The following is a 21,319-nucleotide window of genomic DNA, read 5'->3' as shown; positions in this document are numbered from 1 at the left end:
GTCGCCCTGCGACATAACTGCAGGGGCCGAAGGCGGGGGCCGGCGGTCCGGCCCCCGTCGGGGATCACAGGTCGGGATAGATCGGGAACCGATCGCACAGCGCCTGAACCTTGTCGCGCACGGCGGCTTCGACGGCTTCGTTCCCGTCGGCGCCGTTTGCGGCAAGTCCATCGACGACTTCGACGATCAGGTCGCCGATCTGGCGGAACTCGGCCTCGCCGAACCCGCGCGTCGTGCCCGCGGGCGATCCGAGGCGCACGCCGCTGGTCACCATCGGCTTCTCATCGTCGAAGGGGATGCCGTTCTTGTTGCAGGTGATGTGTGCACGACCCAGCGCGGCCTCCGTCGCGTTGCCCTTGACGCCCTTGGGCCGCAGATCGACCAGCATCAGGTGCGTGTCGGTGCCGCCCGTCACGATATCCAGACCACCTTTCATCAGCTGATCGGCCAGCGCCTGCGCGTTCAGGATCACCTGTGCCTGGTAATCCTTGAAGCCGGGGCGCAATGCCTCGCCGAAGGCGACGGCCTTGCCCGCGATCACATGCATCAGCGGACCACCCTGGATGCCGGGGAAGATCGCCGAATTGCACTTCTTCGCAATTGCCTCGTCGTTGGTCAGGATCATGCCGCCGCGCGGTCCGCGCAGGGTCTTGTGCGTCGTGGTCGTCGCGACATGCGCGTGCGGGAACGGGCTGGGGTAGTGCCCGGCCGCCACGAGGCCCGCGAAATGCGCCATGTCGACCAGAAGGTATGCGCCGACCGAATCTGCGATCTCGCGCATGCGGGCGAAGTCGATGATCCTCGGGATGGCTGATCCACCGGCGATGATCATCTTGGGCTGATGTTCGGTCGCCAGCGCCTGAACCTGATCATAGTCCAGCAACAGATCGCTTTCGCGGACACCGTACTGAATGGCGTTGAACCACTTGCCCGACTGGTTCGGCCGCGCACCGTGGGTCAGGTGACCGCCGGCGTCCAGCGACATGCCGAGGATGGTATCGCCCGGTTGCAGAAGCGCGGTGAACACGCCTTGGTTGGCCTGGCTGCCGGAGTTCGGCTGAACGTTAACGAAATCGCATCCGAACAACTGCTTGGCGCGATCGATGGCCAGATCCTCGGCGATGTCGACATACTGGCACCCGCCGTAATAGCGACGGCCCGGATAGCCTTCGGCGTATTTGTTCGTCATCACGCCGCCCTGCGCCTCCATCACGGCGCGGCTGACGATGTTCTCGGAGGCGATCAGCTCGATTTCGTCACGCTGCCGGCCCAGCTCCTTGGCGGTCGCGGCGGCGATTTCCGGATCCGTCTCGGCGAGGGAGCGGGTGAAGAAGCCGGCGTCTTGACCGGTGGGGCGATGGGGGGCGTTCATGGGCGGGCACTCCGATCAGGGCTGAATTCGCCTGTCTCTTAGAATAAGGCACCGGATCAGGGAAGGTGCGTATCGCCGCATTGCACGGCCAAACCGACATGCGGGGCCGCGCCTATCCCCGACTTTCTTTCCGATCCGCGCCGCGTTGTCCCCGCCTGTGCGCTTGCCTTTCGTCCCTGCCACCGCCACCGTGCCGGTCCGAATGACAGGAGCCTTCATGACGACCGCCCCCCGCATCGCCTTTCTTGCATCCGAGGCGCCCGTCGCCCAGGAGGCGCTGGCCCGGCTCACCACCCGCTACGGACAGGAGGCGCCGACCTCGGCGGACGTGATCGTGGCGCTGGGCGGCGACGGTTTCATGCTTCAGACGCTGCATAGTACCATGCAGATCGACGCGCCGACCTACGGGATGAACCGTGGCACCGTCGGGTTTCTGATGAACGAATATTGCGAAGACGATCTGCCCGACCGTCTGACCGCCGCCGAGGAGGCGGTCACGAACCCTCTGCGGATGCGCGCCACCCGCGTCGATGGCACCGTGGTAGAGGAGTTGGCAATCAACGAGGTGTCGATGCTGCGCGCCGGGCCGCAGGCCGCGCGACTGCGGATCAGCGTTGATGGCAAGGTCCGGATGGAGGAGCTGGTGTGCGACGGTGCGCTGGTCTCCACGCCTGCCGGATCGACCGCCTACAACTACTCCGCCCATGGACCGATCCTGCCGATCGGCTCGGACGTTCTGGCCCTGACGGCGATGTCCGCCTTCCGCCCCCGGCGCTGGCGCGGGGCCCTTCTGCCGAAACCGGCACGGGTGCGGTTCGACGTGCTCGACCCCGGCAAGCGCCCGATGATGGCCGAAGCCGACAGCAGGTCCGTCCGCGATGTCGTGTCGGTCGAGGTGGCGACCGATGCCTCGATCTGTCACCGCCTGCTGTTCGACCCCGGCCACGGGCTGGAGGAACGTCTGCTGCAGGAACAGTTCACCTGACCGCTCCTCCGGGCAGGGCCTTCGGTGACAGGATGCTTGCGAGGGGCAGGGGGGCTGTCTAGAAGCGCCCGGACCTACCCCGGAGACAGCCAATGACCCGCACGCTCATCACCTCCGCCATTCCCTACATCAATGGCATCAAGCATCTGGGCAACCTGATCGGCAGCCAGCTTCCGGCCGATCTCTATGCCCGCTACGCCCGCGCGCGGGGACACGAGGTCATGTTCATCTGCGCCACCGACGAACACGGCACGCCCGCCGAACTGGCCGCCGCCAAGGCGGGCAAACCGGTCGACGAATACTGCGCCGAGATGTGGCAGGTGCAAAAGGATCTGGCCGACGGGTTCCGCCTGTCCTTCGATCACTTCGGCCGGTCGAGCAGTGCGCAGAACCGCCGCCTGACACAGCATTTCGCCATGAAACTGGACGAGGCCGGCCTGATAGAGGAGCGGTCGTCCCGGCAGGTCTACTCCGTCGCCGACGCGCGCTTTCTGCCCGACCGCTATATCGAGGGCACCTGCCCGAACTGCGGGTTCGAGGATGCGCGCGGCGACCAATGCGACAATTGCACCAAGCAGTTGGACCCGACCGACCTGATCAGCCCGCGCTCCACCATCTCCGGCTCCACCGAGTTGGAGGAGCGCGAGACGAAGCACCTGTATCTGCGCCAGTCGCTGCTCAAGGATCGCCTCGACCAATGGATCGACGCGCAGGATGGCTGGCCCGTCCTGACCACCTCCATCGCCAAGAAGTGGCTGCACGACGGCGACGGGTTGCAGGACCGGGGCATCACCCGCGACCTCGACTGGGGTGTGCCCGTCGCGCGCGGCGACGACCCTTGGCCGGGGATGGAGGGCAAGGTCTTCTACGTCTGGTTCGACGCGCCCATCGAATACATCGCGGGCACCGCCGAATGGGCGGACGCCAATGGCAAGGCCGAGGCCGACTGGGAACGCTGGTGGCGCACCGACAAGGGTGCCGACGACGTCCGCTACGTGCAGTTCATGGGCAAGGACAACGTTCCCTTCCACACCCTGTCCTTCCCCGCGACCCTGCTTGGCTCGGGCGAGCCGTGGAAGACGGTCGACTACCTCAAGTCGTTCAATTACCTCAACTACGACGGCGGACAGTTCAGCACCTCGCGCGGGCGCGGCGTCTTCATGGATCAGGCGCTGGACATTCTGCCTGCCGACTACTGGCGCTGGTGGCTGCTGTCCCATGTGCCCGAATCCTCGGACACCGAATTCACGTGGGACAATTTCCAGGCCGGCGTGAACAAGGATCTGGCCGACGTGCTTGGCAATTTCGTCAGCCGCGTGACCAAGTTCTGCCGCGCCAAGTTCGGCGAGGTCGTGCCCGAAGGCGGCACCTACGGCGCGCAGGAACAGGCGTTGATCGAGACGCTGTCGACGCGTCTTGCCGCCTATCAGCGCCACATGGATGCGATCGAGATCCGCAAGGCCGCGTCCGAGCTGCGCGCCATCTGGGTGGCCGGGAACGAATACCTGCAGGAGGCCGCGCCGTGGTCGACCTTCAAGACCGATCCCGAACAGGCCGCGGCGCAGGTGCGCCTCGCGCTGAACCTGATCCGCTTCTATGCGGTCCTCTCGGCGCCTTTCATTCCCGATGCCGCCGCCGCGATGCTTGCGGGGATGCAGACGGATGACGACCGCTGGCCGGACGATGTGCCTGCCGCGCTGGCCACCCTTGCACCGGGCCATGCCTTCACCGTGCCCGAGGTGCTGTTCGCCAAGATCACCGACGATCAGCGCGCCGAATGGGAGGCGCAGTTCGCGGGCACCCGTGACTGACGGGGCGCGGATGCGCCTCGGGGGGACGGCCTATATCGTGCCCGACTACGATGCGGGCATCTCCTTCTTCACCGCACTCGGCTGGCAGGTTACGGCGGACGTGGATCAGGGGCGCAAACGCTGGGTCACCGTGTCCGACGGGGCGATGACGCTGGTGCTGGCGCGGGCCGAGGGGGCGGTGCAGTCCGCCGCCATCGGCAATCAGTTCGCCGGACGCGTGGGCCTGTTCCTGCATACCGATGACTTCGCCGGGGCCGCCGCGCGCATCACGGCGGCGGGCGGCACCTTCGAGGAGACGCCGCGCCGCGAACCCTATGGCACCGTCGCCGTCTGGTCCGACCCATGGGGCACCCGTTGGGACCTGATCGAACCGGCCTGAAGGGAACCGCCGTGCCGGCGGAACGTTGAGCGAACAAAGGAGACGCTCAATGGACAAGATCACCGACACCCCCAAGCAGGATGCCCCCGGAAACGCCGTCAAGGATCCCGATGACTGGACGACGGGCGACGAAGCGATGACCGGCGCGCAGGCCAGCTATCTCAAGACGCTCTGCGAAGAGGCGGGCGAGGATTTCGACCCCGAGATGACCAAGGCCGACGCCTCCAAGCGGATCGACGCCCTGCAGGACAAGACCGGTCGCGGCGATTGACGCCTTGTTAACCGCTCTCGGCGACAACATCCGCGCTGCAGCACACAACAGGACGACCACAGGGCCCTGCGTCGGTGACGCGGCGCAGGCACCGGGTGGTCGGGCCCGATCCCCCATCAGACCCCTTGCCCCTCGTGTCGGGCAGGGGGCCTCCCGCATCCGGTCGTCCGCCCCGCCTGGCGGCGCCGCCTCGATCCCTGTCACGAGTATCCGTCGAAAACGTCGCAAGTCCCCCTTGAACGGCGATATGGACGTGCCCAGATTTCTGTCATCGGACGCCGAATGCGGGTTCGATGACGATTGCCACCGGCCCGAACGGGCGGCGGCGCACATTTGTATCGCTTTGAAAAGGATGCACGAAATGCGTACTTACGACTTCACTCCCCTGTATCGTGGCACTGTCGGTTTCGACCGTATGGCCAACCTGATGGACCGTGCGATGTCCGCCGATACCGGCACGACCTATCCCCCCTACAACATCGAGAAGCTGGGCGACGATGCCTACCGCATCTCCGTCGCCGTGGCCGGTTTCTCGGCCGATGAACTGGCGATCGAGGTCAAGGAAAACCAGCTGACGCTGACGGCGCGCAAGGCCGCCTCGGACGTGCGCCCGACCTACCTGCACCGCGGTATCGCGCAGCGTGCCTTCGAGAAGACCTTCCAGCTTGCCGACCACGTTCATGTGACCGGCGCCCATCACATCGACGGGATGTTGCATATCGAGCTGGAGCGTCAGGTCCCCGAAGCGCTCAAGCCCCGGCAGATCGCGATTACCGCGGCCAGCGGAGCGACGACGCCCGCCCTCGAAAGCGACGCGACCGAGGCCTGATCCGGCCACAGGTCGACGTCACCGACGCGCGCCCGGACGGGCGCGCGTCTTACGTTGGGCCACGGGGCCTCAGAACCATTGGCCCGGCTCCATCAGCCCCAGATCCATCAACTGCTGCGCGCGCCATTCGAAGGGAACGGATCCGTCCCATTTGAACGTCGTCACTGCCGCGCGCGATCCCGGGTTCGTCGACAATGCCTTTGCCGCCCGGAACGACGTGATGCAGGCCGTCATCGAATGGTGCCACGGCGCCGAATAGGTGCACATCTCGGGGTCGGTGACCGTGTGGTCGGCCAACAGGCGCAGACCCTTGCGCGCCCGGAACATGGCCACCCGGTCGATGCGCCGCCGTTCCCAGGGGATATGCTCCTCGAACCGCCAGCGCAGGCCGCCGTGAAAATCCAGCTGCCTGTCGAACGCCTCGTCGTTTTCCTTGTCCCAGCGGGCAAGCGCGAAATACCCGACCTCGTCCATGCAGGCGGCATCCCGGTCCACGGCATTCGGCGCGGTCGCAAGGGTTTCGGCATAAAGGTCCACGACGAAGGTCAGGATCGCGTCGCGCCGCTCCTCCGTGCAGAAGGTCATCGCCTCGCCGACGGTGCGCGTTTCGGCGAAGGGGGTGAACAGGTATTCCGCGTTGTAAAGCCACGCCGTCCACGCACCCTCCGGTCGTCCGTCGATCAGGGCGTTGACGCAGGTGGTCGCCATGTCGTCCGGCCGCTCGGGCAGGTGCAGGGGGTGCACCTGCGGCGGCAGGCCAGCGGGGGCCGCCACGCCGGGGGGCAGGGCAAGGACGATATGGCCGAACCCCGCCGACAGGTGATGGGTAATCGTGCTGTCGATCTCGACCGCGTCTTCGCACAGGATCATCAGCAAGGGCGCCGCGCCCAAGCCGCGAATACGGGCGGTCATGTCCGAGGGCGAGGTGAATTCCATGACAGGTCTCCGCATGGCCAGATCCATGAAGTCCTTTCCCACTTTTGCCTGCCCTTTCGCAAGCGCGCGTCCTGCGCTATGCCCCGCCAATCCCGAAAGCTCGTTCCAAGACCGACAGGTGCGCGATGACCGATCTGCCCAAGAAGCTGCACATCAAGACCTATGGCTGCCAGATGAACGTCTACGACAGCGAACGCATGACCGAGGCGATGGTCGCGCAGGGCTATGTCGCGACGGACACGCCCGAAGATGCGGACCTGATCCTGCTGAACACCTGCCACATTCGCGAAAAGGCGGCGGAGAAGGTGTATTCCGACCTCGGGCGGCTCAAACCGCTGAAGGCAGCGAACCCGGATCTGCGCATCGGCGTCGCGGGCTGCGTCGCACAGGCCGAAGGCGCCGAGATCATGGCACGGCAACCCGCCGTGGATCTCGTCGTCGGACCGCAGGCCTACCACCGCCTGCCGGGTCTGGTCGCGCGCGCGAATGCCGGTGAACAGGCGCTGGACACGGACATGCCGGAGGAGGACAAGTTCGAGCATCTGCCCCAGTCGCGCGGCCCCGCGCCCCGGCCGACGGCCTTCCTGACGGTGCAGGAAGGATGCGACAAGTTCTGCGCGTTCTGCGTCGTCCCCTATACCCGCGGGGCCGAGGTCAGCCGCCCCGCCGCGCGCCTGCTGTCCGAGGCGCGGGCGCTGGTCGCGCGCGGCGTGCGCGAGATCACCCTGCTGGGTCAGAACGTGAACGCCTACCACGGCGACGGGCCCGATGGGCGCACATGGGGTCTGGCCGACCTGATCTGGGCGCTGGACGGGATCGACGGGTTGGAACGCATCCGCTTTACCACCAGCCACCCCAACGACATGGATGACGCCCTGATCGACGCCCATGGGACATGCTCCAAACTGATGCCCTATCTGCATCTGCCGGTTCAGTCCGGCAGTGACCGCATCCTGAAGGCGATGAACCGCAAGCATACGGCGGCGCAATACATCGAGGTCATCGACCGGCTGCGCTCGGCGCGGCCCGATCTTCTGTTGTCGGGCGACTTCATCGTCGGCTTCCCCGGCGAGACGGAGGAGGATTTCCAGGATACCCTGCGGCTGGTGGAAAGGGTCGGCTATGGTCAGGCCTACAGCTTCAAGTATTCCGCCCGCCCCGGCACACCGGCGGCGGAAAAGGCGCATGTTTCGTCCGAGGTGGCGACCGATCGCCTGCACCGCCTTCAGGCGCTGCTGAGCGAACAGCAATACGCCGTGCAGGCGTCGATGGTCGGGCGCGAGGTTTCGGTTCTGTTCGAAAAGGCCGGGCGTCAGCCGGGGCAGTTGATCGGAAAATCCGAATACCTGCACGCCGTCCACGCCGTCGCACCTGATTCGCTTTTGGGACAGGTCGCGCGGGTCCGCGTGACCGAGGCCAAGACCAATTCGCTGGCGGCTGACCTGATCTGATCGGCGGCCGGGGATCCCATTGTCGTCGATTACGAAACGATTCCCGGGCACAGCTCCGATTGTTTCGGATTAACCGAACACAGACTTTGTGACTTCCCCGACGTCCCCTGCGGGGCGCATACTGCGCGATGTTGCCCTTGGCTTCGGCCCGCCACCCCGGCGGCCCGAGGGGTGACGGGGGATCTACGATGGCAAGGAAGACAACCGGCCTGCTGTCCGTGGCTGCGGCACTTATCCTGTCGCTGCCGCCGACCGCCAAAGCCCATCACCACCACGCCCGCGTTCAGGCCGAGGGGGTTCAGATCACCGTCAGCTGCGCGCGTTTTTCCTTGCGTGGCGTGATTTGGGACAAGCCGCAGGCGGTGTTCATCGATGATCTGGTCCGCGTCGGATACACCTTCGAACGGGCTACGGCCATCGGCATGCGCATCTGCCGGGATGAGGCGCTGGTGGGCAATACGGCTGCGATGGGGGCCACGATGCGCAACATCCTGCGCACGTCGCCGCCCGGCCGCTGACAGGACATCCGATCGTTTCACGGATGCCGCGAAACCTCGCGTCGGGGTACGCGGATCGTGGATAATCGGGCGGTGTGCGTCGGATATGCCCCTACAGATGCCTCAGTAAGTCAGAAAACGCCCTAGATGTGGTTATTTGGGCTTTGCAGGGCGGGATTGTTTGGTAATCATCGACTTACAAGGAGCGGCTGCCACCGGTCTCCTGCCCCCATGGCCGCAAGCGGCCCGATGGAAGGCTCCCGCGTGGTTCACGTTTCGTCAGGAACTGGCAGAACTAAGGGGGGCAAAAGTGTCTCGATTTGCAGTGAACACGCTCAGGACGGCGGCGGCGGCCCTGGTCGCCACGGCGCTGGGCCTCGTGGCGCCGGCGATGGCGCAGAACGCCGGCGATGTCGGGCAGGACAGCGCCGGCAACGTCTATACCTATTTCCTCGACACCGATGGCAACGGCCGCTGGGTCAAGGGACGCGCCGCGCCCGGACGTGAGCGGACGATCCTGGCGGAACGGTATACACCGACCATCTGGACGGACCCCGACGGGTGCGAACACTGGGTGATGGATGACGGTGCCGAAGGGTTCATGACGCCCCACGTCACCCGCGACGGTCGCCCGGTCTGCAACCGCGCGCAGGCCTGCGGCATCATGCAGACGGACCAGTTCTTCCATACCGACAGCGCGCGCATCCACGCGGCCGGTCGCGCCGAACTGACCCGCTTCTTCCAGGCGTCCACCGCATCCGCGTTCGGCATTCAGGGCCATACGGACAGCCGCGCCAGCGACGAATACAACATGCGCCTGTCCAAGGCCCGCGCCGACGCCGTTGCCAATGTCGCACGCGCCGCCGGTGCACGGGTCGTCGACGTCCGCGGGCTTGGCGAACGCCAGCCGCGCGCAACCAATGGCACGGCTTCGGGCATGGCGCAGAACCGCCGCGTCGAAGTCGTCTGCTACCGCTGAGAGGGGATGGAACAATGACCATCGCAAAGACCATCGCCCTGATCGCCTGTGCCGGCACGCTTGCCGCCTGCGATACGGATAATTCCGGCGACAAGACCGTCGACCGCCAGTTGATCGGCCGCTCCTCCCTGCAGGAGCTTTCGCCGGGCATCTGGGTCGATCCGCAAGGCTGCGACCACTGGCTGATCGACGACGGCGTCGAAGGTTACCTCAGCCAGCGGCTGTCCCCGGATGGCAAGCCCGTCTGCTCGGGCACGGCACCGCCCGAATACGTCACCGGCCCGTTCCGGGGCGGCCAGGACATCAACGACCCGATTTGATCGTGATTCCATGCTTTTCGTTGACGGGGCCGTGGCGGGAACGCCGCGGCCCCGTTCGCGTTGGTAACGGTGGTACGACGTTTCGACGCTTTCGCGCGGCTATGTCTTGTGCCCGCCCTGCCGAAACGCCACCTTGCTCTTGATCCCTCAATAGGAGCCATCCTTGGTCCTGACCACAGCCCCCGACAGCATCGCGATCCAACTGGATTTTCCCGACAACCGTCTGATGATCGATATGGTCGGCCCCGGCGGCGCCCATCTGTCACAGGTCGAACAACTGATGGGCGTGCAGATCGTCCATCGCGGCAATGCCCTGATCGTTCATGGCGAAGCGGCCGCCGAGGCAGAGCGCGTGCTCAACGCCCTCTATGCCCGGCTGGAGGCCGGCAAGGATGTCACCATGGGCGTCATCGACGGCCTGATCCGGCTGGGCAACAGCGAAGCCGAGGCCCGCGATGGCGATCAGACCGAGATGTTCGCCGGTCCCCCGCTGGAAATCCGCACGCGCAAGAAGACGATGGAGCCGCGCACGGATGCGCAGAAGGCCTATACCCGCGCACTGCTTGAAAACGAGCTGACCTTCGGGATCGGCCCGGCAGGCACGGGCAAGACCTATATCGCGGTCGCCGTCGCCGTGTCGAAGTTCATTCAGGGCGAGGTCGATCGCATCATCCTGACGCGGCCCGCCGTCGAAGCGGGCGAAAAGCTGGGCTTTCTGCCGGGCACGCAGGACGACAAGATCGATCCCTACATGCAGCCGCTGTATGACGCGCTGAACGATTTCCTGCCGGGCAAGCAACTTGCCAAGCTGCGCGAGGAAAAGCGGGTCGAGATCGCGCCGCTGGCCTTCATGCGGGGGCGGACCCTGTCCAACGCCTTCGTGATTCTGGACGAGGCGCAGAACGCGACGACGATGCAGATGAAGATGTTCCTGACCCGACTGGGGCGCGGGTCGCGGATGGCGATCACCGGGGACCGGTCGCAGGTCGACCTGCCGCGCGGGGTGCAATCGGGCCTGCGCGCCGCCGAGGATATCCTGCGCGGGGTCGAGGGGATCAGCTTCAACTACTTCAGCGCGACAGACGTCGTGCGCCACCCGCTGGTGGCGAAGATCATCACCGCCTACGAGGCCGACGACGCCCGCAGAGAGGCCGCGCAGGCGGCCCGGATGGCCCGCGAATGACCTTTGATCGTGCCGCGCAGGAGGCCGCGACCCGCGCGCAATGGGCCGAGATCGTCGCCACCGCAAAGGTGCCCGCGCAGGCGATGATCGATCTGCATTTCACCGCGACCGACGGGGCCGACGCGGTGGAGTTCATGGGCTGGCTGGAAGACAACGGCTACGATGTCGAGCACTACCCGGCCGGCGCCTTCGAAGAGGGCGACGAGGAGGAAGTGATCGAGGCGCAGACCGATGCGATGGCCCTGACGCTGGATGCGATTCTGGCAGAAGAGAAGCGCACGACCGATGCCGCTCTTACCCACGGGTTCCGCCCGACAGGCTGGGGGTTCATGGGCCTGTGAGTGACGCAGCCGAAGCCATCGCAACCATCGACGTGATCGCCGAGGATCCGCGTTGGTCGGATCTGCAGCGTCTGTCCGCCGTGGCCGTGCCCGCCGCCCTTGACGGTGCGGGCGTCGGGCAGGGGTGGGAGGTCGCGATCCTGGGTTGCGACGACGCCCGCATCGCGACGCTGAACGCCGATTTTCGCGGCAAGCCCAAGCCGACGAACGTCCTGTCATGGCCGTCCGACGAACGCGGGGCCGAAACCCCCGGCGGTGCGCCCCTTGCCCCGGATCCGGAGGATCCCGAACTGGGCGATATCGCGATCGCCTATGACACCTGCGCGCGCGAAGCAGGCGAACAGGGCAAGACCTTCGATGCCCATGTCACCCATCTGCTGGTCCATGCCGTGCTGCACCTGCTTGGTTACGATCATGAAACCGATGATGATGCGATGCGCATGGAATCGCTCGAAGTTCGAATCGTCACGGCATTGGGACTTCCCGATCCCTATGACGACGCGTAAACAGGACATGCCGGTGGTTTTGCCGGTGTAAGACAACGGAGACCTGCGGGTCCGATGGACAACGACGGATCGTCTAGCGCCGCGCAAAGCGCGCAGACCACAGACCAGACACCCGAGCCCGACCCGGCAAGTGGCGTAGACGCTGCGCCAAGCGCGCGTCCGGGGTTCATGGCACGCATCTTCGGGGGCTTCACGCCGCCCGAAACCCAATCACGCCCCGCCGAGGAGGAGGTCCAGACCAGGCAGATGCCCGGCCTGCTGAACCTGCGCGTCAAACGCCTCGACGATGTGCTGATCCCGCGGGCCGAAGTGGTCGCCGTGCCCTCCGACATCACTTTGCCCGACCTCGTGGCGCGTTTCCGCGAAAGCGGGCTGACCCGCCTGCCTGTGTTCGAAGGCACGCTGGATGTGCCCATCGGGATGATCCACCTGAAGGACGTTGCCTTGAACCACGGGTTCAATGGCGACCGGGACAAACCCTTCGACATGGCACCGCTGCTGCGACAGCTGATCTATGCGCCGCCGTCGATGCCGATCGGCGTGCTGCTTGCCAAGATGCAGACTCAGCGGACGCACATGGCCCTGGTGATCGACGAATACGGTGGTGTCGACGGCCTCGTGACGCTGGAGGATCTGATCGAGCAGGTCATCGGCGAGATCGAGGACGAACACGATCAGGAAGAAGGCAAGCTCTGGCGGCAGGAAAAGACCGGCTGCTACCTCGCTCTGGCGCGCACCCCGATCGAGGACTTTCAGGAAGAGATCGGTTTCCCCCTGATCGAGGAGGGGGACGAGGAAGAGATCGACACATTGGGCGGTCTGGTCTTCATGCTGGCCGGGCGTGTGCCCGCGCGGGGTGAAGTCATCCCGCACCCGTCGGGCGCCGAGATCGAGGTCGTCGATGCCGACCCGCGGCGTATCAAGCGCCTGCGCCTGCGCATGCCTCAGGCTGCCTGACGGAATGCTGCCACGCTGGCTGACCACGCCGGCCCTGCTGGTGGTGGCGGGGATTGGCGGGGCATTGGGGCAGGCACCCTGGTCGCTCTGGTATCTGGCCATACCGGGCTATGCGCTGGGCCTTGCGCTGATCGCCGGGGCCCGTCGCCCGGCGATGGCCGGGTGGCTGTTCGGAACCGCGCATTTCGCCGTCGCCCTGCACTGGATCGTCGAACCCTTTCTTGTCGATGCCGCGCTGACCGGCTGGATGGCGCCCATCGCCCTTGCCGCGATGGCGGGGGGCATGGCGCTGTTCTGGGCAATCGCGGGCGGGATGGGCGTGCGTCTTGGCGGGGGTGCGTTCGGCGTGGCGGTGGCCTTGGCGGCGGCCGAACTGGCCCGTGCCTATGTCCTGACCGGGTTTCCATGGGCCTTGCCCGGCCATGTCCTGATCGGATCGCCCGCCCTGGCGGCGGCTGCGGTGCTTGGCGGTCATGGGCTTGGCCTGTGTCTTCTGCTGGGGCTTGGCCTGATCCTGACGTGGCGGCCCATCGTGGCGGCGGGGGGTGTCGCGGTGCTGGCCGTGCCCTTCGTTATCGCGGCGCTGTTGCCGCCGGCGCCGCTGGCCGCGCCCGATGCCCCTGTCGTGCGCCTGGTCCAGCCAAACGCGCCGCAACACCTCAAGTGGGATCCCGACTGGACGGGCATCTTCTTTCGACGCGGCCTTGCGGCAACCGCGGCCGAGGCGGATCCGGGGCGCGCGCCTTCGGTCACCGTCTGGCCGGAGACGTCCCTGCCGGAATTGTTGCGATACTCCGACGACCTGCGGCGGATGATCGCGACGGCCAACGGCGGCGCGCCCGTGGTGATCGGCGTGCAGCGCTATGACGAGGACCGTGCGCCGCGCAATGCGCTGACGCTGCTGACCGGCGATGACGGGACGGTCGCGGACCTGATCGACAAGCATCGGCTCGTGCCCTTCGGCGAATACCTGCCCTTGCCGCGTATCGCGGAGGCGCTGGGCCTTGGCCCGATGGCGCAGCAACTCGCCGGTCGCTATGCGCCCGGACCGGGGCCGCGGCTGTTGCAGGTTCCGGGCATCGGGGCCGTCCTGCCGATGATCTGCTACGAGGCGATCTTTGCACAGGATATCAGGCGCGTGGACCGGCCGGTTGCGATCCTGCATCTGACCAATGACGCGTGGTTCGGCGGGTTCGCAGGCCCCGCGCAGCATCTCGCGCTGGCGCGCCTGCGCGCGGCGGAAAGTGGCCTGCCATTGATGCGGGCGGCGAACACCGGGATCAGCGCGGCCATCGACGCACGGGGCAACGTGACGGGGGCCCTTGGCCTTGGCCGTGATGGCCACCTTGATGCGGCGCTGCCACCGGCATTGCCGCCGACGGTCTATACAATGACCGGCGACTGGGCCGCATTGATCGCGATTGTCCTGCTGCTGACGGCCCTGCCGCTGTGGCGCAGGCGGAAAACGGTGGACGGCGCGGGTGATCGGCCTTAGCGAACCATGACTGCCCCAACGGCTTCCTGACGGGGCGCAGATACAACATCGGAGCATCCCGCCATGAGCAGCCGCCAGTCCTATTCCTTTACCTCGGAATCCGTGTCCGAGGGGCACCCGGACAAGGTGTGCGACCGTATTTCCGACGCCGTCCTCGATGCCTTTCTGGCAGAGGAGCCGGAGGCCCGCGTCGCCTGTGAAACCTTCGCGACCACCAACCAGGTCGTCATCGGCGGCGAGGTGGGCCTGTCCGACCCCGACACGCTCAAGGATTACATGGGCAAGATCGATCAGATCGCCCGCGCCTGCATCAAGGACATCGGCTATGAGCAGGACAAGTTCCACCATGCCACCTGCGATGTCCTGAACCTTCTGCACGAGCAGTCGGCCCATATCGCGCAGGGCGTCGATGCGGCGGCCGACAAGGAAGAGGGCGCCGGCGATCAGGGCATCATGTTCGGCTATGCCTGCAACGAGACCGACGCCCTGATGCCCGCGCCGATCCATTATGCCCACGCGATCCTCAAGCGGCTGGCCGAGGTGCGCAAGAACGGGACGGAGCCGACGCTGGGCCCCGATGCCAAGTCGCAGCTGACCGTGCGCTACGAGGGCGGACGCCCGGTGGGTGTGGATTCGATCGTCCTGTCGACCCAGCATCTGGACGAGGACATGAGCAGCGCGGACGTCCGCGCGGTGGTGGAGCCCTATATCCGCGACGTCCTGCCGGATGGCTGGATCGGCGACGCTACCGAATGGTGGGTGAACCCGACCGGCAAGTTCGTGATCGGCGGTCCGGACGGGGATGCGGGCCTGACGGGGCGCAAGATCATCGTCGATACCTATGGCGGGGCCGCGCCCCACGGCGGTGGCGCGTTCTCGGGCAAGGATCCGACCAAGGTCGACCGCTCCGCTGCCTATGCCGCGCGCTATCTTGCGAAGAACATCGTCGCCTCCGGCATGGCAACGCGGGCCACGCTGCAACTGTCCTATGCCATCGGGGTCGCGAAGCCGCTATCGATCTATGTCGACACGCATGGCACGGGCGAAGTGCCCGAGGCGCAGATCGAGCGTGCCGTCGCCTCGATCATGGACCTGACGCCCCGTGGCATCCGTCAGCATCTGGGCCTGAACCGCCCCATCTATCAGCGCACGGCCGCCTATGGTCACTTCGGGCGGCAACCCGAGACCGACGGCGGTTTCTCGTGGGAGCGGACGGATCTGGTCGAAGCGCTGAAAGGCGCCGTCTGATCCCGACGCGGTGGGGGCGGGGGGCTCTGCCCTCCATCCCTGCGGTGCCCCCCCCCCCGAGGTATTTCCCGCCGGGGGAAGGAAGGGGCGGCCGTCAGGCCGTCCAGCGGTGCAGGATGTCGTTCCCCAGCCGCGTGATGTCCGACAGGGTCAGACGCGGCGCGCTGGCCAAGCTGTCCAGCCCCATCGCGCCGAGGGCCGGCGTGCCTTCGGCCCCGATGGCCGCACCGGCGGTGTAGCAGTCCAACCTGTCGACAAGGCCGGCAGACAGCAACGAGGCGGCAAGCGCGCCGCCGCCTTCGCAATAGATGCGGGTCAGGCCAAGCTCCGCCAGCTTTTTCAGCGCGTCGCCGACATCGACGCCGCCCCCGGCGCCCGTCGTGACAGCATGAAGCCTGACCCCCGCCGCCATCAGGGCATCGCGGCGATCCTGCGGGGCCTTCGGCCCATGCAGCATCCAGACGGGGATCTGCCCCGCGGACCGTGTCAGCGCCGAGTCGAGCGGCACGTCGAGGCGGCGTGACAGGACCACCCGCACCGGTTGCGGCCGGTCCTCGCCAAGGCCGCGCACGGTCAGGCGGGGATCATCCTGTCGGGCGGTGCCTGCCCCGACCATCACCGCATCGTGGCAGGCCCGCTGGGCATGCACATGCGCGCGCGCTTCGGGCCCGGTGATCCATTGGCTTTCGCCGCTTGCCGTGGCGATCCGCCCGTCGAGCGTGGTGGCCAGTTTCAGGGTCACCAGCGGGCGGCCACGCTGAATACGGCTGAGGAACCCGGCCTGCAGGGCGCGGGCCGATGCCTCGGCCACGCCGGTCACCACGTCGATGCCCGCCGCACGCAGGCGGGCGATGCCGCCGCCGTCCACCCGCGGGTCCGGGTCGGTTTGCGCGATGACGACACGCGCGATGCCCGCCGCGATCAGGGCATCGGCGCAGGGGCCCGTCTGCCCGTGATGCGCGCAGGGTTCCAGCGTGACATAGGCCGTCGCCCCCCGCGCCATGGCACCCGCTTGTGTCAGAGCCTGTGTTTCCGCGTGGGGCCGCCCGCCATCGGCGGTGCGCGCACGGCCGACGACCCGCCCGCCTGCGACGATCAGGCAGCCGACCGCCGGGTTAGGCCAGACACGGCCGAGGCCACGCGCGGCCAGCGCAAGGGCCGCGGCCATCCAGCGTGCATCATGGTCGTCGGGGCGGTCGGGGGTCACAGGTCGGTTTCGGGGGGACGCAGCTGTCCGACGAAATCCTCGAAATCATCGGCGGCCTGGAAGTTCTTGTACACGCTGGCAAAGCGCACGTAGGCCACGGTGTCGATCCGGGCCAGGGCCTCCATCACGATGGCGCCGATCCCCTTGGAGGGAATATCGGTCTCGCCCATGCTTTCGAGCCGGCGCACGATGCCGGAAATCATCTGGTCGATCCGTTCCGGCTCCACCGGGCGTTTCTGCATGGATATGCGGATGGACCGCTCCAGCTTGTCGCGGTCGAACTCCTCCCGCTTGCCGGAGGACTTGATCACGACCAGATCGCGAAGCTGGACGCGCTCGTAGGTGGTGAACCGGCCGCCACAGGCAGGGCAGGAGCGTCGCCGACGAATGGCCACGTGATCTTCGGCCGGGCGGGAATCCTTGACCTGTGTGTCGACGTTTCCGCAAAAGGGGCAGCGCATATCCGGTCTCCGACGTTCGGTCGTCCCGCCAGATATGGCCGGTGGACCCAAGGGTAGTGTCCGCCCACTTTGCCGCCCTACGGCTGGTGTTTGCAAGGGCGGTCATCCCGCCTGGGTGCGATTCGGACGTCGGTTTCGCGGCGGGTGTCAGGCGCGGATGAGCTGAGCCACGACCTCGCGCCGATGGGGGCGGTCGCGGTGTTCGACGACATAGATGCCCTGCCATGTCCCGAGGGCCATCCGCCCATTGATCACCGGGATCTGCAGGCTGGTCGGCAGCAGCATCGCCTTGATGTGACCGGGCATGTCGTCCGGCCCTTCGTATGTATGCGTCAGGTACGACATGCTTGGATCGTTCGACGGAGGCACGAGGCGGTGCAGCCATGCGCGCAGGTCCGTCTGAACCTCCGGATCGGCGTTCTCCTGGATCAGCAGGCTGGCCGAGGTGTGACGGATGAACAGGGTCAGAAGCCCGTCATCCCCCGGCAGCCACCGTGCGATATGCCGTGTGATTTCGGTCAGGCCGGGGCCGTGCGTGTCGATGGTGAAGGTGGTGTGCATGACACCCTGATACAACGCGATGGCGCCGGGTTCAAAGGCGCCCAACTGGCCTGCGCGAACCCGCAACAGGGCCCGGCGCGGACGGGGCAGGCGGATTGGACGGGGAGGGTTGTTCAAGAAGTCCGTGTGCGCGCCCGGACCATGGGCGCGAGGCGGGATGCGTGCAGGCATGGGGTAGGCCGGCGCAAGAAGGCCCCCGGATCCCTCCGGGGGCCCTGTTGTTTTAAGGATCGTGTCCTGCGCCGCGTCAGGCCGTCTTGCGGCGGCGGCGTCCCATCACGCCCAGACCACCGATACCCGCAAGCAGCAGAAGAGCCGAGGCAGGCAGGGGGACGGGCGCCATCGTGCCCAGCACCTCGAGCCGCACGCTGGCGACGGTGATGGACGGGTTCAAGGTTCCGACGAACGGAACGAAGTCGGCATTGAAGTTCGACAGCCACGTCTCGAATTCATTGGTGGCGACCGAGTGGGCGAAGACATCGGTTGTCCCGGTGTCGCTTGCCGCGGTGATGCTGAACGTGTTCAGGCCATCGTTCAGGCGCGCAAATCCAGACGGTTGAAACAGATCGTCCGCCGAACCGCTTGCCGACCCCTGAAGGCGTGCTTTCCACGCCTCTGTACCCAAAAGTTCATTCGTGGAGCCAGAGATATCGAACGTCAGCCGGAATTCGTCGACGGTTGCGGCGCCGATGCTGCTGAAGTCCCAGGATACCGCGAAGTTGTTGTCGAAATCGCGGAACGTCGACGTGCCGGTGGTCGAGCTGATCGGGTTCTGCGTCACGTCGTAGAGGGTTGCAGCCGAAGCAGCCCCCGCCAACGCGGCGGATGCCAGGGCGGCCGCCAGGGTGAATGATTTGAAGTTCATGTGTTTCTCCCGAAACGGGGAAGATGCCTTCCCCGATATCTAAATAAGGGCAGGGCAGATCGGACCTACCGACAACGCTTGCTTGGTCTGCGAAATATCAGGACCGCAAGAGACGTACGAAACTCGCAAACACCGTGACCTGCCCCGTCAGGATACGCTCTTTCGCCACAAAGTCGACAAATCGAGACCACGATCCGGCGCTTGCGAAGGCAACTTTGAGCAATACAGGAGGATAACCGGAAACAATCCGGAACAAAGCCGATTGCTGTTTCCGTGCCGGAAAACGGTCGGCGCAGGGCCGCCGCACAGGACGACCATGGATCGTGTGAGCAGGGCGTTCAGCGAATCATCGCCAGCGTCGCGGCAGGGGTCAGCCGAACAGGCGGTCGCCCTGTTGGTCGATGACCTGCTTGGCCTTGAGGACGGAAGCCTCGGCGCAGGCATCCTGATCGCGCAGCGTGTCGGCGCGGATCATTTCGTGCAGGCGGCCATCCTTTTCAATGGTTGCGCCAACACGGTATTCGCCCCCTGCCTGGATCGGCCGGGGCGTGATGGTGAAACCCTTGTATTCCTCGGCCACAGGTGCCGGGGGCGGGGTCTTGCCGCCGAACAGGCGTGACAGGAAACCGGCCATCCTACTGATCCAGGAACGACCGCAGCTTGCGCGACCGGCTGGGGTGTTTCAGCTTGCGCAGGGCCTTGGCCTCGATCTGGCGGATGCGTTCGCGCGTCACGCTGAACTGCTGGCCGACTTCTTCGAGGGTGTGGTCGGTGTTCATGCCGATACCGAAACGCATCCGCAGCACACGTTCTTCGCGCGGGGTCAGGGAGGCGAGCACGCGGGTCGTGGTTTCCTTCAGGTTCTCCTGAATGGCGGAGTCCAGCGGCAGGACGGCGTTCTTGTCCTCGATGAAGTCGCCGAGCTGGCTGTCTTCCTCGTCGCCGATGGGAGTTTCGAGGGAGATCGGCTCCTTGGCGATCTTCATCACCTTGCGGACCTTCTCCAGCGGCATCTGCAGCTTGGCGGCCAGTTCCTCGGGTGTGGGTTCGCGGCCGATCTCGTGCAGCATCTGGCGACCGGTGCGCACCAGCTTGTTGATCGTCTCGATCATGTGGACAGGAATACGGATCGTGCGGGCCTGATCGGCGATCGACCGGGTGATCGCCTGACGGATCCACCATGTCGCGTAGGTCGAGAACTTGTAGCCGCGCCGATACTCGAACTTGTCGACGGCCTTCATCAGGCCGATGTTGCCTTCCTGGATCAGGTCGAGGAACTGCAAACCACGGTTCGTGTATTTCTTGGCGATGGAGATCACGAGGCGCAGGTTCGCCTCGACCATTTCCTTCTTGGCCTGACGGGCTTCCTTCTCGCCCTTCTGGACCTGGTTCACGATCCGGCGGAATTCGGTGATGTCGACGCCGACGTATTGGCCGACCTGGGCCATGTCGCCGCGCAACTCCTCGACCTTGTCGCGGTTGCGCTCGAACAGGGCCTGCCAGCCGCGACCGGGCTGTTCCATCATCTGGTCGACCCACGTCGGATCCAGCTCGTGCCCGCGGTAGGCTTCGACGAATTCGCGGCGGTTGATGCGCGCTTGGTCGGCCAGCTTCACCATGCCGCTGTCGATGGACATGATGCGCCGGTTGATGCCGTAAAGCTGATCGATCAGCGCCTCGATCCGGTTGTTGTGCAAGTGAAGCGCGTTCACCATCTCGACGATCTCGGCGCGCAACGTCTGATACGCGTCCTCCGACTTGGTCGAGAAGGTGTCATCCTCGTTCAGGGTCGCACTGATGCGCAGATCCTGCATTTCGGCAAGGCGGGCGTAGTGGTCGGCGATCACGTCCAGCGTTTCGAGGACGCGGGGCTTGAGCGCAGCCTCCATCGCGGCCAGCGACATGTTGGCGCCCTCGTCCTCCTCGTCGTCGTCCTCCTCGACGGAAATCGGGTTGCCGTCGGCATCCAGTTCCTGCTTGGCCTTGTTGTCGTTCGCGGGGGCGGCGGCGGCACCCGGGGTGGCCGGCACGACGGGGGCCTCGTCGTCTTCGCCCATCTGGTCGCCGAACGTCGTCTCAAGGTCGATGACATCGCGCAGCAGGATGTCCTCGGACAGAAGTTCGTCACGCCAGATCGTGATCGCCTGGAACGTCAGGGGGCTTTCGCACAGCCCGAGGATCATGGTGTTGCGACCCGCCTCGATCCGCTTGGCGATGGCGATCTCACCCTCGCGCGACAGCAGTTCGACCGAACCCATCTCGCGCAGGTACATGCGGACGGGGTCGTCGGTGCGGTCCAGCTTCTGCTCGGCCGCGCTGGTGGTGGCGACGTCGCCGCCCTTGTTGGAGGCATCGACGATGGCCGTGGACTTGGTGTCCTTGTCGTCCTCTTCCTCGGCTTCTTCCGCCTCGACGATGTTGATGCCCATTTCGGACAGCATCGACATCACGTCCTCGATCTGCTCGGAGGATACCTGCTCGGGGGGCAGAACCTGATTGAGCTGATCATAGGTGATGTAGCCGCGCGCGCGGGCATCGGCGATCATGCGCTTGACAGCAGCCTGGCTCATATCCAGCGAAATATCGCCTTCGTTGTCCTGCTTTTGATCGTCAGTATCTTTGGCCATCTTCGACGCTCCTCCGGCGGAGTGATTCCCGTAAATCC

At 65.9% G+C, this 21,319-nt stretch carries 23 protein-coding genes and 1 riboswitch; of the genes, 15 read left to right on the top strand and 8 right to left on the bottom strand.

All coding sequences use genetic code 11. The annotated features are described in order from the left end of the window. Nucleotides 1-64: 64 nt before the first annotated feature. The gene (glyA, locus tag V6N07_RS05920; protein WP_371154772.1) at nt 65-1,372 is read right to left on the bottom strand and encodes a serine hydroxymethyltransferase; all 1,308 of its coding nucleotides are present in this window, start codon (nt 1,370-1,372) and stop codon (nt 65-67) included. Nucleotides 1,373-1,589: 217 nt separating this feature from the next. Between glyA and V6N07_RS05915 the strand changes: the two genes are divergently transcribed. The 5 genes from V6N07_RS05915 (at nt 1,590) to V6N07_RS05895 (ending at nt 5,647) form a co-directional block, all read left to right on the top strand. Beyond that, the gene (locus V6N07_RS05915; protein WP_371154770.1) at nt 1,590-2,357 is read left to right on the top strand and encodes an NAD kinase; all 768 of its coding nucleotides are present in this window, start codon (nt 1,590-1,592) and stop codon (nt 2,355-2,357) included. Nucleotides 2,358-2,449: 92 nt separating this feature from the next. Continuing rightward, nucleotides 2,450-4,168, top strand: coding sequence for a methionine--tRNA ligase (metG, locus tag V6N07_RS05910; RefSeq protein ID WP_371154768.1), 1,719 nt, complete (start codon nt 2,450-2,452; stop codon nt 4,166-4,168). Between the two features lie 10 nt (nt 4,169-4,178). Continuing rightward, the gene (locus V6N07_RS05905) at nt 4,179-4,547 is read left to right on the top strand and encodes a VOC family protein (RefSeq protein ID WP_371155395.1); all 369 of its coding nucleotides are present in this window, start codon (nt 4,179-4,181) and stop codon (nt 4,545-4,547) included. 49 nt (nt 4,548-4,596) lie between these two features. After that, nucleotides 4,597-4,818, top strand: a complete 222-nt coding sequence (locus tag V6N07_RS05900) for a DUF3072 domain-containing protein (protein WP_371154767.1) — start codon at nt 4,597-4,599, stop codon at nt 4,816-4,818. A 361-nt stretch (nt 4,819-5,179) separates the two neighbouring features. After that, nucleotides 5,180-5,647: an Hsp20 family protein gene (locus V6N07_RS05895; protein WP_371154766.1), complete on the top strand. Its 468-nt coding sequence runs from the start codon at nt 5,180-5,182 to the stop codon at nt 5,645-5,647. Between the two features lie 69 nt (nt 5,648-5,716). On the opposite strand, the gene V6N07_RS05890 is transcribed toward V6N07_RS05895, so the two are convergent. Beyond that, entirely contained in the window at nt 5,717-6,583 is an 867-nt protein-coding gene (locus V6N07_RS05890) for a hypothetical protein (RefSeq protein ID WP_371154764.1), read from the bottom strand. Between the two features lie 125 nt (nt 6,584-6,708). Here V6N07_RS05890 and miaB point away from each other — a divergent pair, with 125 nt between their 5' ends. From miaB to metK, 10 genes are all read left to right on the top strand, one after another. Continuing rightward, the gene (gene miaB, locus V6N07_RS05885; RefSeq protein ID WP_371154762.1) at nt 6,709-8,034 is read left to right on the top strand and encodes a tRNA (N6-isopentenyl adenosine(37)-C2)-methylthiotransferase MiaB; all 1,326 of its coding nucleotides are present in this window, start codon (nt 6,709-6,711) and stop codon (nt 8,032-8,034) included. A gap of 188 nt (nt 8,035-8,222) precedes the next feature. Continuing rightward, nucleotides 8,223-8,552 (top strand): hypothetical protein, encoded by a 330-nt coding sequence (locus V6N07_RS05880; protein WP_371154761.1) that lies wholly within the window; start codon nt 8,223-8,225, stop codon nt 8,550-8,552. A gap of 289 nt (nt 8,553-8,841) precedes the next feature. Then, a complete protein-coding gene (locus V6N07_RS05875) occupies nt 8,842-9,510 on the top strand; it encodes an OmpA family protein (RefSeq protein ID WP_371154759.1) in 669 nt (222 codons plus the stop codon). Between the two features lie 14 nt (nt 9,511-9,524). Further along, nucleotides 9,525-9,830: a hypothetical protein gene (locus V6N07_RS05870; protein ID WP_371154757.1), complete on the top strand. Its 306-nt coding sequence runs from the start codon at nt 9,525-9,527 to the stop codon at nt 9,828-9,830. A gap of 226 nt (nt 9,831-10,056) precedes the next feature. After that, nucleotides 10,057-11,013 (top strand): PhoH family protein, encoded by a 957-nt coding sequence (locus V6N07_RS05865; RefSeq protein WP_371155393.1) that lies wholly within the window; start codon nt 10,057-10,059, stop codon nt 11,011-11,013. Further along, nucleotides 11,010-11,354, top strand: coding sequence for a ribonuclease E inhibitor RraB (locus V6N07_RS05860; protein ID WP_371154755.1), 345 nt, complete (start codon nt 11,010-11,012; stop codon nt 11,352-11,354). The genes V6N07_RS05865 and V6N07_RS05860 overlap by 4 nt, the downstream gene beginning before the upstream one ends. Continuing rightward, nucleotides 11,351-11,860 carry an rRNA maturation RNase YbeY gene (ybeY, locus tag V6N07_RS05855; protein WP_371154754.1) on the top strand — a complete coding sequence of 170 codons (510 nt, stop codon included), beginning with the start codon at nt 11,351-11,353 and terminating at the stop codon, nt 11,858-11,860. The genes V6N07_RS05860 and ybeY overlap by 4 nt, the downstream gene beginning before the upstream one ends. Nucleotides 11,861-11,914: 54 nt before the next feature. Continuing rightward, nucleotides 11,915-12,817: a transporter associated domain-containing protein gene (locus V6N07_RS05850; RefSeq protein WP_371154753.1), complete on the top strand. Its 903-nt coding sequence runs from the start codon at nt 11,915-11,917 to the stop codon at nt 12,815-12,817. 4 nt (nt 12,818-12,821) lie between these two features. Beyond that, the gene (gene lnt, locus V6N07_RS05845) at nt 12,822-14,312 is read left to right on the top strand and encodes an apolipoprotein N-acyltransferase (RefSeq protein WP_371154751.1); all 1,491 of its coding nucleotides are present in this window, start codon (nt 12,822-12,824) and stop codon (nt 14,310-14,312) included. 7 nt (nt 14,313-14,319) lie between these two features. Then, nucleotides 14,320-14,368, top strand: a riboswitch (SAM-SAH riboswitch). Between the two features lie 7 nt (nt 14,369-14,375). Beyond that, nucleotides 14,376-15,560: a methionine adenosyltransferase gene (gene metK, locus V6N07_RS05840; RefSeq protein WP_371154750.1), complete on the top strand. Its 1,185-nt coding sequence runs from the start codon at nt 14,376-14,378 to the stop codon at nt 15,558-15,560. A gap of 94 nt (nt 15,561-15,654) precedes the next feature. Here metK and ribD read toward each other — a convergent pair whose 3' ends face one another. The 6 genes from ribD to rpoD form a co-directional block, all read right to left on the bottom strand. Next, nucleotides 15,655-16,728 (bottom strand): bifunctional diaminohydroxyphosphoribosylaminopyrimidine deaminase/5-amino-6-(5-phosphoribosylamino)uracil reductase RibD, encoded by a 1,074-nt coding sequence (gene ribD / locus V6N07_RS05835; protein WP_371155392.1) that lies wholly within the window; start codon nt 16,726-16,728, stop codon nt 15,655-15,657. 35 nt (nt 16,729-16,763) lie between these two features. Further along, nucleotides 16,764-17,228: a transcriptional regulator NrdR gene (gene nrdR, locus V6N07_RS05830; RefSeq protein ID WP_371154749.1), complete on the bottom strand. Its 465-nt coding sequence runs from the start codon at nt 17,226-17,228 to the stop codon at nt 16,764-16,766. 147 nt (nt 17,229-17,375) lie between these two features. Further along, entirely contained in the window at nt 17,376-17,789 is a 414-nt protein-coding gene (locus V6N07_RS05825) for a secondary thiamine-phosphate synthase enzyme YjbQ (protein WP_371154748.1), read from the bottom strand. 247 nt (nt 17,790-18,036) lie between these two features. Continuing rightward, nucleotides 18,037-18,654 carry a VPLPA-CTERM sorting domain-containing protein gene (locus V6N07_RS05820; protein ID WP_371154747.1) on the bottom strand — a complete coding sequence of 206 codons (618 nt, stop codon included), beginning with the start codon at nt 18,652-18,654 and terminating at the stop codon, nt 18,037-18,039. Nucleotides 18,655-19,024: 370 nt separating this feature from the next. Beyond that, a complete protein-coding gene (locus V6N07_RS05815; RefSeq protein ID WP_371154745.1) occupies nt 19,025-19,288 on the bottom strand; it encodes an HlyU family transcriptional regulator in 264 nt (87 codons plus the stop codon). Between the two features lies 1 nt (nt 19,289). Then, a complete protein-coding gene (gene rpoD / locus V6N07_RS05810) occupies nt 19,290-21,281 on the bottom strand; it encodes an RNA polymerase sigma factor RpoD (RefSeq protein ID WP_371154743.1) in 1,992 nt (663 codons plus the stop codon). Nucleotides 21,282-21,319 lie beyond the last annotated feature (38 nt).

This window comes from Jannaschia sp. 2305UL9-9, assembly GCF_041403465.1.
GTDB lineage: Bacteria > Pseudomonadota > Alphaproteobacteria > Rhodobacterales > Rhodobacteraceae > Jannaschia.
The sequence above is the reverse complement of the archived record's forward strand: the minus strand, read 5'-3'. Positions and strand labels throughout refer to the sequence as shown.